Source organism: Gelidibacter salicanalis (assembly GCF_016469035.1).
Lineage (GTDB): Bacteria > Bacteroidota > Bacteroidia > Flavobacteriales > Flavobacteriaceae > Gelidibacter > Gelidibacter salicanalis_A.
Map to the genome: position 1 here is coordinate 102,555 of NZ_JAEHJZ010000026.1, position 15,524 is coordinate 118,078.

The following is a 15,524-nucleotide window of genomic DNA, read 5'->3' on the forward strand; positions in this document are numbered from 1 at the left end:
CATAAAAACATCATTAAAACCGCTACCTATAATAGCGGTTTTTTTATATTTATCCTTTAACTAACCAAGTACCTTACATAAACTACTATGAAATTTTTGTACACTTTCATTTTTTTATCGTCCTGTGTCATTTTTGCCCAAGAACAGATAGACTTATCCTATTATTTACCGCAAAACACAAGTTATAACCAAGCCATTCCTACCCCACAATCAGTGATAGGACATGAGGTTGGTGAGTGGCACGTTACCCACGACAAACTTGTAGAATACATGAAAGCATTGGCAGAAAGTTCTGATAGGATTACGTTAGAAAACAGAGGCACAACCTATGAGGGCCGACCTTTAATCCTGCTGACCATTACCTCTCCAGCAAACCATCAAAATATTGATGCTATCAGGGAGCAACATATTGCTGCTACTGAAGACAATGCTGCAGCAAATACGAGTAATATGCCGGTAGTGGTTAATCAAGGGTTTTCCATTCATGGTAACGAGCCAAGTGGTTCTAATGCTGCACTACTGGCTGCTTATTACCTCGCTGCCGCAGAAAGCAGTGAAGTTAAAGACATGCTAGATAAGATGGTCGTACTTTTTGACCCATCATTCAATCCTGACGGCTTGCAGCGTTTTGCGTATTGGGCCAATTCCAACCGAAGTAAAAATTTAAATCCAGACCCCAACGACCGTGAATTTTCTGAAGTATGGCCAGGAGGCAGGTCCAATCATTATTGGTTTGATATGAATAGAGATTGGTTACCTGTACAATTACCAGAGTCTAAAGTCAGGTTGGAAACGTTCCATAAATGGCTGCCAAATATTTTAACGGACCATCATGAAATGAGTACCAATTCATCCTTCTTCTTTCAGCCCGGAATCCCCAGTAGGACCCACCCATTAACACCTAAGCTAAACCAAGAACTTACAAGACGCATTGGCGATTTCCATGCAAAAGCTTTAGATAAAATTGGCTCCTTCTATTATACAGAAGAAAGTTTTGATGATTTCTATTATGGTAAAGGCTCCACATTTCCTGATATTAACGGCGGTATTGGGATTCTTTTTGAACAAGCGAGTTCTAGAGGTCATATTCAGGAGAGTGACAACGGACTGCTCACGTTCCCCTTCACCATTCGAAATCAGTTTACAGCTGCTCTCTCTACTTTGGAAGCAGCCAAAAGTATGCGCGAAGACATCCTAAAGTACCAGCATAATTTCTTCAAAAATGCACGTTTAGAAGCCAACAAAGAAAACGGGAAGACGATAGTTTTTGGCGATGAAAAAGATGCTGGGAAAACTTACGAATTGGCCGAAATACTAAGAAGGCATCAAATTAAAATCTATGAGCTTAAAGAAGATGCCACTATTGATGGTAAAAAATTTAAGAAAGGTTATAGTTATGTGATCCCTAAAAATCAAAAAAACACACGGTTGATTAATGCGATGTTTGAAAAGCGCACGACTTTTCAGGACAGTCTGTTTTACGATGTGTCGGCCTGGACTTTACCACTGGCCTTTAATTTAGACTATGCGGAAGGGGTGTCGTCCTCAAATATGGGCCAACAGGTATCAGATTTAAAAATGAAAGCGGGACAAGTCTCTGCAAAGAGTGAGTATGCTTATTTAATGGAATGGCACGAATATTATACGCCAAAAGTTCTGAATCAAATTCTTAAAAAAGATTTACGCGCCAAAGTTGCGATGAAACAATTTAGCACCAACGGCAAAGATTACGACTATGGCACCATCATGATCCCTGTTCAAAACCAATCTAAAAATTCGGAGGAACTGTACACTTTTTTAAAGGAATTGGCAACTGAAGGCCATGTGCAAATTGATGCCGTGGCTACTGGATTGACCCAAGGCATCGATTTGGGCAGCAACCAATTCAGACCTTTATCGCAACCCAAAGTAGCCCTGATTGTGGGCCGCGGTGTATCGCCTTATGATGCTGGCGAAATTTGGCATTTGCTAGACCAACGTTACGATATGACCTTGACAAAATTGGATACTGATAATTTAGATCGTGCAGCTCTAAATCGCTATAACACCATCATTCTACCAAGTGCTACCCTGAGCAAAAGTGCTGCAGAAAAACTAACTACTTGGGTAGAGAACGGCGGAACGCTTATCGGATTTGAAAATGCTGTACGGTGGCTAAACACTAATAAATTTATTAAATTAGACTTTAAGAAAACAGAACGGATCGCTAAAAATGTCACTTTTGAAGACCGTAGCGATTATAATGGAGCTCAAGTTATTGGCGGTGCTATTTTTGAAGCGAAGTTGGACCGTTCGCATCCTATTAATTTTGGATACAAAAATGAAACCCTACCGCTTTTTAGAGGTTCTACCATATTTATTAATCCGGACAAACAGAGCTACAATAACCCCATTCAATACACTAAAAACCCGTTGTTGAGTGGCTATGTCTCCAAATCAAATTTAGATAGTTTGGCGCTGAGCGTACCGTACCAAATGCAACGTTTAAAACGTGGTAAGGTGGTGGCATTTACAGACAATACCAATTTTAGAGCATTCTGGTTTGGCACAAACAAACTCATGATGAATGCTATTTTTTTTAGAGAAGAACTTTAATATAAAATTCAAGTTTATAAAACAATCCAAAGTTAGGCTACGAGGAACATCGGAAATAGCTTAATTTTGGATGGTCTATATCATCAATTTTAGATGTAACAGAAATTAAAGAATTGCTGTTCCGTTGTTGACATGTATTTCGGGAATCAATAAGAACACATCGCCCTCTTTAATGGCTCCAACCACAAGACATTCGCTCATAAATTTTGCAATTTGTTTTTTAGGGAAGTTCACAACGGCAATAATCTGTTTATTCAACAAGTCTTGCTTGGTATAAAGTGTCGTTATTTGAGCTGAAGATTTCTTAATCCCTAGACTTCCAAAATCAATAATCAGCTGATATGCTGGACTTATGGCCTCAGGAAAATCATGGACTTCTATAATAGTTCCAATACGCAAATCAACTTTGGTGAAATCCTCAAAAGTTATTATCTTTTCCATTCTCAAATTTTGAAATAATTTACAAGATAGAAAAATAAATTTATGGCTCAAACTGCTTCAAATATGTTGCCTTTAGGTACCAAAGCACCCGATTTTAGATTGCTGGATACTGTAAGCGGTAAAAAGCGCTCTTTGGATGCGTGCAAAGGCTTGAAAGGTACGGTCATTATGTTTATCTGCAACCATTGCCCTTATGTTAAACATGTGAATGCCAGACTTTCAAAACTCGCCAAAGAATACAAATCTAAAGGCATAGAATTTATAGCTATTTCCAGCAATGACGTGGTTAGCTATCCGCAGGATGGTCCTGACTTGATGAAGAAAAATGCTATTGATGAAGGTTTTATCTTCCCGTATTTATATGACCAGACACAAAGTATCGCAAAAGCCTATAGTGCGGCTTGCACACCGGACTTCTATCTCTTTGATGCCAATTTAGAACTATTTTATAGAGGTCAATTGGATAGTTCACGGCCAAGTAATGAAATTCCTGTTACGGGAGAAGACTTGAGTAATGCCCTAAATTTACTGTTAAACAACCAACAACCTCCGCAAGATCAAAAACCAAGTCTTGGCTGTAATATCAAATGGCGCAATGAAAATAAACACGTTGGCCAATAGTATCTAAATGTCAGACTAAATTAAATGACATTTTCAATTTATAAAAAAGACCTTTTCATGAAAAAAATCATACTAATTATAGGCATTGTACTCATCCTTTTTATAATTCTGCTCTACACATCATTAAACAGTACTCCTAAGGAATTTGAAACTTCAACCATCCTCAGGTCTGAAAACATTGAGAACATGAATTTTAAGGATTATGATTCGCTAACCATAGCAGCCAGCACGCTATACGAAGCAAACGACTTAAAAAAGATGATGCAAGGCGAGCATTACCGTGAGGCCTGGTCAACCCCAATTAAGGTTAAAGTTGCCTTTTTAGACACCCTTTTAGGAGGACTGACCGTAGTAAAGGAAGGTGGGGGCAATCAAACCAAATCTTTAAAACTTGAAGACAGCATCGGTAACAAGTACACCTTAAGAAGCATCAATAAAACACCAGCGCCTCTTGTGCCAGAATTTGCCAAAACCCTGGGACTCGAAAATATTATCGTAGATGGTATTTCTGCGCAACACCCCTATGCTGCAATTGTTGTGGCATCTTTGGCTGATGCTGCCCAAATACATCATACGGATCCTAAAATCTACTTTATCCCTAAACAAGAATCGCTTAAAGAATATAATAAAAATTACGGCAATAAGCTTTTCGTTTTTGAACATGAAACGGAAAGTGGCACCAATTGGACAACTGTTGATAATGTGAGTGAAATTATAGAAACTGACGATTTACAGGAATTAAAACTAGAACTTGGCGCGTCTCTTAAAGTCGACGAACGTGCCCTAGTTAGAGCGCGTTTATTCGATTTGATCATTGGAGACTGGGATAGACATGCCAAGCAATGGGGTTGGATTATAAAAGATAATGAAGATGGTCAACTTGCTATTCCGTTGCCATCAGATAGAGATAATGCATTTTTCAATATTAGCGGCATTGTGCCAAGCATTATCGCCAATAAAAATGTGACCCCTGAAATGCGTCCTTTTGATAAAGATATTGATTACCTGCCCGGACTCATCCATGATTTTGATGTCTATTTTTTAAAGAGCACTCCTGAACAGGTTTTTATTGAAGAAGCACAAAAATTACAAACGCTGTTGACAGATGCAGCTATTGTAAATGCCACTCGCCAATGGCCTTCTCAAATATATGCTCTAGATGGAAAAGATATTGAGGACAAACTTAAAAGCAGAAGAAATGAATTGACCACCTATGCTAAAGCCTTCAAACGCATTCTCAATGAAAAAGATTATCCTTCAAAAGCATTAAAAGGCTCCGAAGATGTAAATTTTAATGGTCATTATATAAGATGTTTTGAGTGCTATTAAATTTGGAAATTCTTAAGCATAAAAAAAAACGGTTAAAAACCGTTTTTTCAAATTTGGGGCAAAAAAGCAATGTGTTGAAACCTGTCTCTAGGATTCAAGTTGCCAAAAGTAGTTAAGATCTTGATGCTCTTTTATCTCAAATGAAAAGCACTTTAACCTTATTGGTTTTTAGTTAAATAAAAGCAAAACCTAGACCTGTTTCCTTAAAATAAATGTATTTTAAGGGGCCTACACTATGAAATATTCCATTTACTTATTTATAATTTTAACCTCGTCAATGAACGCACAGCACATTATACCCAATTCTATATCAAAAGAAATACATAAAGCGCTAGAATACTATCCTGAACTTGAAGACACACACATTGAGTTTAGATTCAAACCCAACATTAAAAAATCAACCATGCAGGCCAGACCTACATTTGGAAGCTTTTTTAGAAGTCGGGAAAACAGAAGTTATGTAATACTTATCAGTGAAACCTTCAAAATTGCCGATAAACAATTCCTAACCACCCATATCCCCTCAGATATATTAATAGGATGGATTGGTCATGAACTGGGGCACATAATGGATTATACACACCGAAACAAACTGAACCTTATGTGGTTTGGAATTAAATACGTGCTGTCTGACACTCACATTGTAGAGGCTGAACGTGCAGCAGACACCTATGCCGTACAACATAACATGGAAGAATATATCCTGAAAACGAAGGATTTTATTTTAAACAATGCTGATATACATGACGCCTATAAATTGCGTATCAAAAAATACTATTTATCTCCTGAAGAAATCATGGATGTCATCGAAAAAAGAAACACAGAAGCTACGGCAACCGAATCTATTGCTCAGTAACGAATTGTTCCCACTCTTTAAATTTGTCTTCTTTCATAACGCGTTCCATCTTTACCTGACCGCCTTTTTTCTTATTGGCACCGCTCCATTCATAAAAAACAGCAGGCTGGATGGATTTCACCTTCACACCTTTTAAGGCTTTGCTTCGGGCTACTTTATAGTTTTTGTTAGCATCTTTTAAAAAATCATCCAAGCTGTTGGCAATAGCTTCTTCATTCAGATTATCTTCTGTACCAATATACCAACAGTGATAAAATTCGCCATCTTCACAACGTTTCGCACAAATAGTGTATTCTGGAATTTTTGTTGAAAATTCGCTTTCAAGATGCTTCATCGCATCATCCATTTTATTAACGGACAATTGAGAACCTACGGTGTTCAGAAAAAATTTGGTGCGTCCCGTAATTTTAATTTCAGCACGCTCAACATCTGTAAAAGCAATGGTATCTCCAATCTCATAACGCCATGAGCCACTAACTGTACTCATAATCAGCACATAATCCTGATTTGTAGTTACTTCTTCCAAGGTTACCGAAGGCGCGTCTTTAACCAATGAACCATCCTCATTGATGTACTTGGGTTTAAATGGCACAAATTCAAAATAAACACCTTCATCTGTTACCAATTTCATGGCATCCGTTTCTGGACGTGATTGAAATGCAACAAAACCTTCTGAGGCCAAATACGTATCAATAACCGTTATGGGACGTCCCAATAAGGCATTAAAACTCTTTTCATAAGGCCCAAAAGCCACACCACCAGAAGTGTACACTTGAAGATTAGGCCAGATGTCATGAATATTATTCAAATTATGATGGCTGATAACTTTTTGAAGCATGAGCTCAATCCACGAAGGAATACCACTTAAAGCGCCAATATCCCAATTTTCGGCATTCTCGGCAATGCGTTGTACACGAGCATCCCAATCGTCAATCTTAGAAATTTCCTCTCCAGGTTTATAATACGATCGGAACCAAAATGGAATGTTACTAGCACTAATGCCACTAATTTCACCTTCCAAATGGTCATTATTTTCCTTTAACTCAGTAGAACTCCCCAACATCATGATCTCCTTCTCAAAAAAATCAGCCGGGAAATCAAAATTACTCAAAGCAAAAACCTGCTGAATACCTGTTTGTTTGATCGCATCAATCATATCATCGGTAACCGGAATCCGTTTACTCGACTTCCCTGTGGTTCCTGAACTCAAGGCAAAATATTTTGGACGCCCAGGCCAGGTGACATTCTCTTCACCATCTTGTAATCTATACCACCATTCTTCCTGAATTTTATTATAGTCGAAATAAGGCACTGTATTCGCAAAAACCTTAGTTGGATCTTCTGAGTCCAAAATAGCTTGAAAATCATAATGTTTTCCAAATGCTGTGTCCTTAGCTTTTGATAAGAGCTTTTTTAAAACCTCCTGCTGCTCTTTTACAGGATTATTTTCTGAAGAAAAGGTTTCTTTGACATCAATGAAACCTTTAATGATATTACCAAGTATTGCCATAGGGTAAAGATAAAAATAAAGATGAATTTAGGCCGCCATTTTTCTACATTCCTCTGCACACTGTCTACAAGACTCTGCACAAATTTGACAGTGCTCATGATCGTGTTGACTGCACTGCTCAGCACACCAATCGCAAATTTCTGCACATAATTTACAATAGTCAGCAGCGTATTTACTATCTGCAGACATCATTTTAATACTCACCAAGCAGGCATCTATACATTCCACACAACACTTGGGACAGTCGTTCATACTCTCTTTGCCAACCATTTCGATGAGGCAATTTTGACAATCTACCAAACACTTTTGGCAGGCTTCAATACATTTTTGATATGCTGTTTTCATAATAAAAAGTTTATTGCAATGTCTCTCATTTCATACAACAAACGTGTTTCAATTACTAAAAGCTTTAACGCTAATCCTTTTTTAGCATCTATAGGTTCTTTTGAGAGAATTATGAGTAATTTGTGGCCAAATTAAATTTATGCTTTTAAAAAAGATTTTGATCGGCTTTGGCCTTATGGCCATCCTATTCACATTAATTCCACTGATACCCGCAGATTACTGGTGGATTAGGATGTTCGATTTTCCACACATTCAGTTAACTACCCTTACATTTATCGCTATTTTAATTTATTATATAAAATTCGATATCAAAAACCTCAAAGACTATGTATTCATCAGCTTGCTTATAGGGTGTTTTATATTTCAGTTTTCAAAAATTGCTCCCTATACCCCATTTTATGAGAAAGAAGTTTTAGATGCCTCCGCAACACAAACACAATCAACAATTAAGCTACTCACCGCAAATGTGTTACAGAAAAACGAACAAAGTGAGGGACTAAAAGCGATAATTAAGGAAATGGACGCAGACATTCTTGTGTTTACAGAAGCCAATAACCGTTGGAAGGACGCTATTATAAAAACACTATCCGCTGAATATAAATACAAAGTTGAATTACCATTAGATAATACCTACGGAATTTTAATGTATTCCAAACTAGAACTTGTTAATCCGGAAGTAAAATTCATGGTTACTGATTCCATCCCGTCCATTCATAGCAAAGTACGCTTACCTCATGGCGATCTTGCACAACTTTACGCCATACACCCTACCCCGCCTATGCCACAAGAAAACCCATTGTCTACTGATCGAGACGCAGAACTGATGATGACCTCTGAATTAGCGCGCAACTCTAGGATTCCCGTGATAGTTATTGGCGATTTTAATGATGTTGCCTGGTCGCCAACATCGCTTTTGTTTCAGGCCACTAGCGAGTTGCTGGACGTGAGAGTAGGTCGTGGTTTTTACAGTACGTTCGATGCCAATAAACACCTCTTCCGTTGGCCATTGGACCACATTTATGTATCTCCAGAATTTAGACTGTTGGATCTAAAAGTTGGCAACTCCATTGATTCTGATCATTTTCCGCTTTATGTGGAGCTCACCTACGAACCGGAGGGGGCGGCAGACCAACTGCCAACTCCTGCTACTGAAGAACAACTTGAAAGGGCCCAAAAACAATTGAAGAAACTGAAGGAGAAAAAGACGCCGTAAAATTTTGTCTTGCACAAATTCTTGATTATATGTATTTACAACCTAACAGCTGTTCAACTCAGCTCAAATGAGTATAATAGTTCTAAAATAGGGTCATTTTAGTATCTTAGAACCAAATTCCGGCCTATGCTCAGCAAAACCGATAAACTATTTGTCTTAATTTATGCCTTGCTAATTATCGCTGAGCTTATTTGCGGCAGTGTGGACAACCGAGGGGTCTGTCATTATTTCACCAAACCTTCGTTGCTCATAAGCCTCCTCTTTTATTTTTATGTTCAAAGTAAAGAACTGGATCCAAAAACCAGAACCCTCACTTTCTTGGCACTTATATGTTCTCTAATGGGCGATGTTCTTTTACTTTTTGATTCCCGTTCTGCTAATTATTTTATCTTAGGATTGGTGTCATTTTTATTGGCACATCTTTTTTATAGCGTTGTTTTTCTCAAAAAAAGAAACTCTAAAATAAACCCTCTAGTTTTAATTACAATTTTATCCCTATACGCTTTAGGATTTTTCTATCTGCTCAGAGACGGTTTAAACGACTTGATGATGCCCGTAATTATTTACATGCTGGTCATTCTATTGATGGTCATAACGGCATATATAAGACACAAAAAAGTAGCTGAAAAAAGTTTTATTCTGGTATTTTTTGGAGCGCTTTTATTTGTGATTTCAGACAGCATATTGGCCGTGAATAAATTTTATATGCCCATACAGTTTTCTGGCGTCTATATCATGCTAACCTATGCGCTGGCACAATATTTTATCGTCTTAGGTGTTTTAAAACAGCGATAGTTTTTATCAATACCTATAAAATAAATAATTTATAGTCAGATAATTATACATAATTTAACGAAGTGTTAGTTTAAACTTAAATCACTTTAATATTTTCAGAAAAAAAAGCAAAATTCCTGTAACAAATTCCGTTCTCTCTATACTAACCCTGTAACTAACTACCCGATTTGGACAAAGAATTAGAACATAATTTTGTGGCGTTGCTAGAAGAGCATCAAAACATTGTGCACAAAGTTTGTAGACTTTATACAAACCATAGAGAAGCGCACAATGATTTGTTTCAGGAGATCACCATTCAGCTATGGAAAGCTTATCCTAAGTTTCGAGGCGATGCAAAATTCAGTACTTGGATGTATCGTGTTGGCCTCAATACAGCCATCACCTTATATCGAAAATCTAAGCGCACAATCAATACGTATGAGTTAGATACCTATCAATTCAAACTTACCGCTGAAGCCTATGACGACACTGAGGAACAACAACTAAAATTGCTCTATGACGCCGTGCGGCAACTTAATGATATTGAAAAAGCACTTGTGTTTCTGTATTTAGAGGACAAAGATTATCGGGAAATAAGCGAAACCTTAGGGATCAGTGAGGTTAATGCCAGAGTGAAGATGAACAGGATCAAAAACAAATTAAGAACCATACTTAATCCGTAATCTTATGGATGAATTAGAACTATTAAAAAAACATTGGAAGAAAGAGGAAGCACAGTACCCTCACGTCTCTGCCAATGCTATCTATAAAATGATCTTAAAAAGATCATCATCTATCGTTAAATGGGTGTTTATCATAAGCTTAATGGAATTTGGCCTATGGACAGCACTCACGCTGTTTTTTAAGGGCTCCAAAAACACAGCTCATTTTGACAAATTAGATTCTGATTATCTGCTTATTCCGTTAAGCGTTATCGGATATGTGATTTTAGCGTATTTCTTCTATTTGTTTTACAGAAACTACAGACGCATATCCGTAACGGACAATGCCAAAGTACTCATGGAGAATATCCTAAAAACACGAAAGACAGTTAAAAACTACGTCCTTTTCAACTTACTCTTTATGGTCGTTTCTTTTGCAGTCGTATTGTACATTGAATTTGATCAAGACCAAGCCCTGATCAATAGAGTACAAGCAGCCTCTGCCAATGGGGAAGTCTTTATGTTTTACGCGAAAATCATATTAATGGTCGCCGGGGTTATTGCCGTTTTTGCAGGGGTATTACTATTTTTCTATTGGTTGATCTACGGCTTATTGTTGAGAAAGCTAAACAGAAATTATAAAGAATTGAAAAAACTAGAAATGTTATCGTAAAGCCTAGTCTTCTATTCTTCAATCCTCCATTTACGAAGCCTATTCAATTCTTGCTGCGCCATGATCTCCTCTTGCGGAATCACCTTTAAGAATGAGGGGTGTTGCTCAATGGCATATTCAATTTTCTCGACAATCTGATCGATAGTTTCATTCTCGTAGTCAATTTCTAGCGGCGCTTTAATTTCCATAGATTGAAGGATATTCTTTTTCTTGATCCGAATTCCCTTTTTATCGAATGATCGTCTAAACCCATCAATCACAATAGGAACCACAATAGGCTTATACCGCTTAATAATGTGCGCTGTCCCCTTCCTTATAGGTTTAAAAGGTGTTGTGGTGCCTTGCGGGAAGGTAATTACCCAACCGTCATCCAACGCCTTAGAGATGGCCGTGATATCGCTCATTTTAACCTGCCTATTGACCTCCTGCCCTTGCGCTCTCCACGTGCGTTCAATACTGATAGACCCCACATAGGCCAATATTTTAGGCAACAAGCCAGATTTCATGGTTTCCTTAGCGGCAACATAGTAAACGTTCAATTTCGGATTCCACAAATACCCTATATTCTTGATATTATCGTCCCGATCACTCAAACTTGCATTAAAGACATGGAACATTGCCACCACGTCAGCAAAATAAGTCTGATGATTGGAAATAAAGAGCACATTGGTATCCGGTAGATTTTTGATGACCTCAGAACCGTCAATTTGCAGCTCATTAAAACCTCTAAAACGCCTATGTGTCAAGGCTCCCAAGATGCGGATAAGCCATTTCTTAACTAAAAGTATATGTCCAAAAGGGTTTCTCTTAAATAATCCCATCATTTATATTTAAAATTAACGATATCCTACGGATGCAATATAATCGCTTCACTATAGGTCAAGAAACAAATTTAATAAAAACCTCTGCTCACAGCACTGTTTTTATCAAGTCTTTTATTTCACTAAGCATCATGGCTGTTGCGCCCCATACCGTATGCCCGTTCAATTTAAAAACCGGAACCTCAACTTGCTGATTTAAGGAGGTCATAATCATTTGCGTAGTAACGTACTCATCATTAACAAAGTCATTGAAATTCACCTCAATCAAGTCTTCTACCTCATCATCTTGTTTAAGAAATTTAGGCGTCTCATTTGTAATGCCCAAAAAGGGATATACAGTAAAATTACTGGGTGGAATGTATAATTTGGTCATTTGTTTTAATACTGTAATAGTACCTAGCGGCACGCCTACTTCTTCAAAAGTTTCTCGTAAAGCCGCATATTCCAGTGAAGGATCGTCAGCTTCCAGCTTCCCGCCAGGGAATCCTACTTGGGCAGAATGCACCCCTCTATAGGTCTTTCTCAAGATCAAAATCAACTTTGTGTCCTGCTCCATATCAGGGTAAAATAAGGCCATAACTCCCGCTTGTTTTGAATATTTAATGGCTTTTTCTTGCTGTCTAATCAATTCATTACGGTAAGGGGGCGACATTTTAAACTGCGAATCTGGCCCGGGAAGGGGAATATGTTCTATTTTTGAGATAGATTTTAAAAATGTTTCAAAATTCATTTAATTATGAGAATTTTAATGTGTATTGGCGTTTTTTTTATTTTTCTTAATTGTGAAGATAAACAATCTCGCCAAAAAGAAAACAATTTGGTTCCTGATTCCTTGACCACTGCAACTACGAAGGAAGAAAGAAAAGAACAAAAAAAACCCCAACGTAAATATCCGAAACTCACTGATAAAAACGCAATGGATTTTTTTCTGAAATACGAGAAAGAGCACAAGGAAAACAAGATACGCATGACCACTGATTTTGGCACTATAGATATTCTATTATATGACGAGACCAAGTTCCACCGTGCCAATTTCATCTTCTTAACCAAACAAGGCTATTTTGACAACACCCAATTCTATCGCATTGTCAATAATTTTGTTATTCAGGGCGGCAACAGTGATGACGTTAGCATCGCTGAGCGACGTCAAAAAATTGGACAATATCTTCTCCCAACAGACACCAACCGCGGTTTTGTTCACGACAGAGGCGTGATCAGCATGCCCAGCAGTGAGATTGAAAACCCCTATAAACTTGCCTCTCCGTACCAGTTTTTTATCGTGCAGAAACAAGATGGCGCCCATCATCTGGATGGAGATTACACTGTTTTCGGCAGAGTGACAGACGGCATGGACGTGGTAGATAAAATTGCCTCCCAAGAAACGGATGGCTCTGAATGGCCTTTAAATAACATCTACATCCGAAAAGTGGAAATTATAGATTAATTAAGAAATTTCAGTCTTTAATTCAATATCTTGAAAACTTTAAAAATCAACACTAAAACTAATGACAAAACACAACCTCAGACACATTAAAACCTTGAGTTTATGTGCGCTAATTGCCTTTACAACAAGTTGTAAGGACGACAAAAAAAAAGAAGACACGATGGCTAAGAATGAGAATATTCTGTTGCAGGAATGGACAGGCCCATTTGATGGCGTTCCTGCATTTGACAAAATGAATGTTAAAGATGTTAAGGAAGCCGTAGAAAAAGGAATGGAGCTTGGCCTGGAGGATATTGAAAAAATAGCCAACAACCCTGAGCCAGCAACTTTTGAGAACACCATTGCGGCCATGGAGCGCTCAGCAAAAGATCTGGACCGTGTGTTTACCTACTATGGTATTTTAAGCAGCAATATGTCCTCTCCTGAGTTTAGAGACATTCAAATAGAGTTGGCACCTAAATTGTCTGACTACAATTCTAAAATTTCTCAAAACGAGAAATTGTTTCAACGGATTAAAGCGGTTTACGATGCTTCACAAACCACACCGTTGGAGGATGACCAACAACGGGTAGTTGATTTGACTTACAAAAGCTTTGAAATGAACGGCGCCAATTTAGACGCTGAGAAAAAGAAACGTTACGCTGAAATCAATAAAGAATTATCGTCTATCTACACCAAGTTTTCTAACAACGTGTTGCATGACGAAGAAAATTATGTGACGTATTTGAATGCCGACCAAGTAGGTGGCTTGTCAGAATCGTTTACCAAATCTGCAGCAAAAATAGCGTCAGACAAAGGCGAAGACGGCAAATATGCGATTACAAATACACGGTCTTCAATGGATCCATTTTTGACCTATTCTACGGAGCGCGAATTGCGCAAACAAGTGTGGAACAATTACTACTCTCGTGGCGATAATGGCGACGACTATGACAACAACGAATTGATTGCACAAATCTTAAAACTTCGTAAAGAACGTGTGGGTTTAATGGGTTATGACAATTATGCGGAATGGCGCTTACAGGATAGAATGGCAAAAACCCCAGAAAACGCCATGGATTTGATGATGGCTGTTTGGCCAGCTGCTATTGCAAGGGTTAAGGAAGAAGTAGCTGATATGCAAGCTGTGGCGAACGCCAATGGTGACAATATTACTATTGAGCCTTGGGATTACCGCTACTACGCTGAAAAAGTACGTCAGAAAAAGTATGATTTAGACAGTGAAGAAGTCAAACAATACTTACAACTCGATAAATTAACCCAAGCCTTGTTTTATACTGCTGCCCGATTGTTTAATTATGAGTTCACGCCTGTTGCTGAAGGCACCGTCCCAGTTTTCCATGAAGATGTGAACGTTTGGGAAGTGACTGATAAAGATTCTGGTAAACACATCGGTTTATGGTATTTAGATCCATTTGCTCGCGAAGGAAAACGTTCTGGAGCGTGGGCAACCACTTATAGAAGCCACACAACTTATGATGGTGCTGAAACCGTTTTGGCGTCTAACAATTCCAACTTTGTAAAACCTGCTCCTGGTGAGCCTGTTTTGGTCTCTTGGGATGATGCTACCACATTTTTCCATGAGTTTGGGCATGCACTTCACTTCTTCTCTTCTAATGTGAAGTACCCTACCCTAAATGGTGGTGTCAGAGATTATACAGAATTCCAATCGCAGTTATTGGAGCGTTGGTTGTCTACGGATGAAGTGATCAATCAATTTTTGGTACACTACAAAACGGGAGAACCTATCCCTGCTACATTGGTTGAAAAAATCAAAAAAGCATCAACTTTTAATCAAGGCTTTGGTACAACAGAATACTTAGCGTCCGCATTGATTGACATGAAACTGCATTTGGCGGATCCTGAAAATATTGATATCGACAAATTTGAGCGTGAAACCTTAAAGGAATTGAAGATGCCTAAAGAATTGGTGATGCGTCACAGAACACCACAGTTTGGGCACGTATTTTCTGGTGAAGGCTATGCTACTGCATACTACGGGTATATGTGGGCTGATGTATTGACGAGTGATGCTTCAGAAGCGTTTAAAGAAGCTCCAGATGGATTTTACGATGCGCAAGTCGCTAAGAAATTAGTCGATTATCTATTTGCGCCTAGAAATTCTATGGATCCAGCAGAAGCCTATCGTTTGTTTAGAGGACGTGATGCTAAAATTGAGGCCTTAATGAAAGACAGAGGATTTCCAGTGCCAAAGAAATAAGTAAAAATCACACCTTCTT

The 15,524-nt window shown here is 38.2% G+C and carries 15 protein-coding genes; 10 read left to right on the forward strand and 5 right to left on the reverse strand.

The features are described from left to right. Positions 1 to 87: 87 nt before the first annotated feature. Positions 88 to 2,595, forward strand: coding sequence for a M14 family metallopeptidase (locus JEM65_RS11320; protein ID WP_199599481.1), 2,508 nt, complete (start codon positions 88 to 90; stop codon positions 2,593 to 2,595). 105 nt (positions 2,596 to 2,700) lie between these two features. Here JEM65_RS11320 and JEM65_RS11325 read toward each other — a convergent pair whose 3' ends face one another. Continuing rightward, complete coding sequence (locus JEM65_RS11325) at positions 2,701 to 3,036, reverse strand: tRNA-binding protein (protein WP_199599482.1); 336 nt, start codon at positions 3,034 to 3,036, stop codon at positions 2,701 to 2,703. 42 nt (positions 3,037 to 3,078) lie between these two features. On the opposite strand from JEM65_RS11325, the gene JEM65_RS11330 reads away from it, so the two are divergent. The 3 genes from JEM65_RS11330 (at position 3,079) to JEM65_RS11340 (ending at position 5,842) form a co-directional block, all read left to right on the forward strand. Continuing rightward, positions 3,079 to 3,657: a thioredoxin family protein gene (locus JEM65_RS11330; protein WP_199599483.1), complete on the forward strand. Its 579-nt coding sequence runs from the start codon at positions 3,079 to 3,081 to the stop codon at positions 3,655 to 3,657. 57 nt (positions 3,658 to 3,714) lie between these two features. Beyond that, positions 3,715 to 4,986 carry a hypothetical protein gene (locus JEM65_RS11335; protein ID WP_199599484.1) on the forward strand — a complete coding sequence of 424 codons (1,272 nt, stop codon included), beginning with the start codon at positions 3,715 to 3,717 and terminating at the stop codon, positions 4,984 to 4,986. A gap of 235 nt (positions 4,987 to 5,221) precedes the next feature. Continuing rightward, on the forward strand, positions 5,222 to 5,842 hold the full coding sequence (locus tag JEM65_RS11340; RefSeq protein WP_233530624.1) for a hypothetical protein: 621 nt from the start codon (positions 5,222 to 5,224) through the stop codon (positions 5,840 to 5,842). Here JEM65_RS11340 and JEM65_RS11345 read toward each other — a convergent pair. Then, a complete protein-coding gene (locus JEM65_RS11345) occupies positions 5,829 to 7,352 on the reverse strand; it encodes a GH3 family domain-containing protein (RefSeq protein WP_199599485.1) in 1,524 nt (507 codons plus the stop codon). The two genes, JEM65_RS11340 and JEM65_RS11345, sit on opposite strands and share 14 nt — an antisense overlap. A 27-nt stretch (positions 7,353 to 7,379) precedes the next feature. Further along, a complete protein-coding gene (locus JEM65_RS23115) occupies positions 7,380 to 7,697 on the reverse strand; it encodes a four-helix bundle copper-binding protein (RefSeq protein ID WP_199599487.1) in 318 nt (105 codons plus the stop codon). Between the two features lie 139 nt (positions 7,698 to 7,836). On the opposite strand from JEM65_RS23115, the gene JEM65_RS11355 reads away from it, so the two are divergent. The 4 genes from JEM65_RS11355 (at position 7,837) to JEM65_RS11370 (ending at position 11,019) form a co-directional block, all read left to right on the forward strand. Continuing rightward, positions 7,837 to 8,910 (forward strand): endonuclease/exonuclease/phosphatase family protein, encoded by a 1,074-nt coding sequence (locus tag JEM65_RS11355; RefSeq protein ID WP_199599496.1) that lies wholly within the window; start codon positions 7,837 to 7,839, stop codon positions 8,908 to 8,910. A gap of 126 nt (positions 8,911 to 9,036) precedes the next feature. After that, the gene (locus JEM65_RS11360; protein WP_199599498.1) at positions 9,037 to 9,705 is read left to right on the forward strand and encodes a lysoplasmalogenase; all 669 of its coding nucleotides are present in this window, start codon (positions 9,037 to 9,039) and stop codon (positions 9,703 to 9,705) included. Between the two features lie 167 nt (positions 9,706 to 9,872). Next, positions 9,873 to 10,367: an RNA polymerase sigma factor gene (locus JEM65_RS11365; protein WP_199599500.1), complete on the forward strand. Its 495-nt coding sequence runs from the start codon at positions 9,873 to 9,875 to the stop codon at positions 10,365 to 10,367. 4 nt (positions 10,368 to 10,371) lie between these two features. Beyond that, entirely contained in the window at positions 10,372 to 11,019 is a 648-nt protein-coding gene (locus JEM65_RS11370) for a hypothetical protein (protein ID WP_199599502.1), read from the forward strand. Positions 11,020 to 11,030: 11 nt separating this feature from the next. Here the strand turns inward: JEM65_RS11370 and JEM65_RS11375 are convergent, their stop codons facing one another. Together JEM65_RS11375 and JEM65_RS11380 are read right to left on the reverse strand one after the other, a co-directional pair. Next, a complete protein-coding gene (locus JEM65_RS11375; protein ID WP_199599536.1) occupies positions 11,031 to 11,840 on the reverse strand; it encodes a lysophospholipid acyltransferase family protein in 810 nt (269 codons plus the stop codon). Between the two features lie 88 nt (positions 11,841 to 11,928). After that, positions 11,929 to 12,570 carry an NUDIX hydrolase gene (locus JEM65_RS11380; protein WP_199599504.1) on the reverse strand — a complete coding sequence of 214 codons (642 nt, stop codon included), beginning with the start codon at positions 12,568 to 12,570 and terminating at the stop codon, positions 11,929 to 11,931. A gap of 6 nt (positions 12,571 to 12,576) precedes the next feature. Between JEM65_RS11380 and JEM65_RS11385 the strand changes: the two genes are divergently transcribed. Both JEM65_RS11385 and JEM65_RS11390 read left to right on the forward strand, forming a co-directional pair. Next, positions 12,577 to 13,284: a peptidylprolyl isomerase gene (locus tag JEM65_RS11385; RefSeq protein WP_199599506.1), complete on the forward strand. Its 708-nt coding sequence runs from the start codon at positions 12,577 to 12,579 to the stop codon at positions 13,282 to 13,284. Between the two features lie 61 nt (positions 13,285 to 13,345). Beyond that, entirely contained in the window at positions 13,346 to 15,505 is a 2,160-nt protein-coding gene (locus JEM65_RS11390) for a M3 family metallopeptidase (protein WP_199599508.1), read from the forward strand. Positions 15,506 to 15,524 lie beyond the last annotated feature (19 nt).

Coding starts and splice junctions, on each gene's coding strand:
- JEM65_RS11345 (WP_199599485.1), bottom strand. CDS start 7,352: ATGGCAATACTTGGTAATATCATTAAAGGTTTCATTGATGTCAAAGAA.
- JEM65_RS11320 (WP_199599481.1), top strand. CDS start 88: ATGAAATTTTTGTACACTTTCATTTTTTTATCGTCCTGTGTCATTTTT.
- JEM65_RS11360 (WP_199599498.1), top strand. CDS start 9,037: ATGCTCAGCAAAACCGATAAACTATTTGTCTTAATTTATGCCTTGCTA.
- JEM65_RS11375 (WP_199599536.1), bottom strand. CDS start 11,840: ATGGGATTATTTAAGAGAAACCCTTTTGGACATATACTTTTAGTTAAG.
- JEM65_RS11355 (WP_199599496.1), top strand. CDS start 7,837: ATGCTTTTAAAAAAGATTTTGATCGGCTTTGGCCTTATGGCCATCCTA.
- JEM65_RS11335 (WP_199599484.1), top strand. CDS start 3,715: ATGAAAAAAATCATACTAATTATAGGCATTGTACTCATCCTTTTTATA.
- JEM65_RS23115 (WP_199599487.1), bottom strand. CDS start 7,697: ATGAAAACAGCATATCAAAAATGTATTGAAGCCTGCCAAAAGTGTTTG.
- JEM65_RS11340 (WP_233530624.1), top strand. CDS start 5,222: ATGAAATATTCCATTTACTTATTTATAATTTTAACCTCGTCAATGAAC.
- JEM65_RS11325 (WP_199599482.1), bottom strand. CDS start 3,036: ATGGAAAAGATAATAACTTTTGAGGATTTCACCAAAGTTGATTTGCGT.
- JEM65_RS11370 (WP_199599502.1), top strand. CDS start 10,372: ATGGATGAATTAGAACTATTAAAAAAACATTGGAAGAAAGAGGAAGCA.
- JEM65_RS11390 (WP_199599508.1), top strand. CDS start 13,346: ATGACAAAACACAACCTCAGACACATTAAAACCTTGAGTTTATGTGCG.
- JEM65_RS11380 (WP_199599504.1), bottom strand. CDS start 12,570: ATGAATTTTGAAACATTTTTAAAATCTATCTCAAAAATAGAACATATT.
- JEM65_RS11330 (WP_199599483.1), top strand. CDS start 3,079: ATGGCTCAAACTGCTTCAAATATGTTGCCTTTAGGTACCAAAGCACCC.
- JEM65_RS11385 (WP_199599506.1), top strand. CDS start 12,577: ATGAGAATTTTAATGTGTATTGGCGTTTTTTTTATTTTTCTTAATTGT.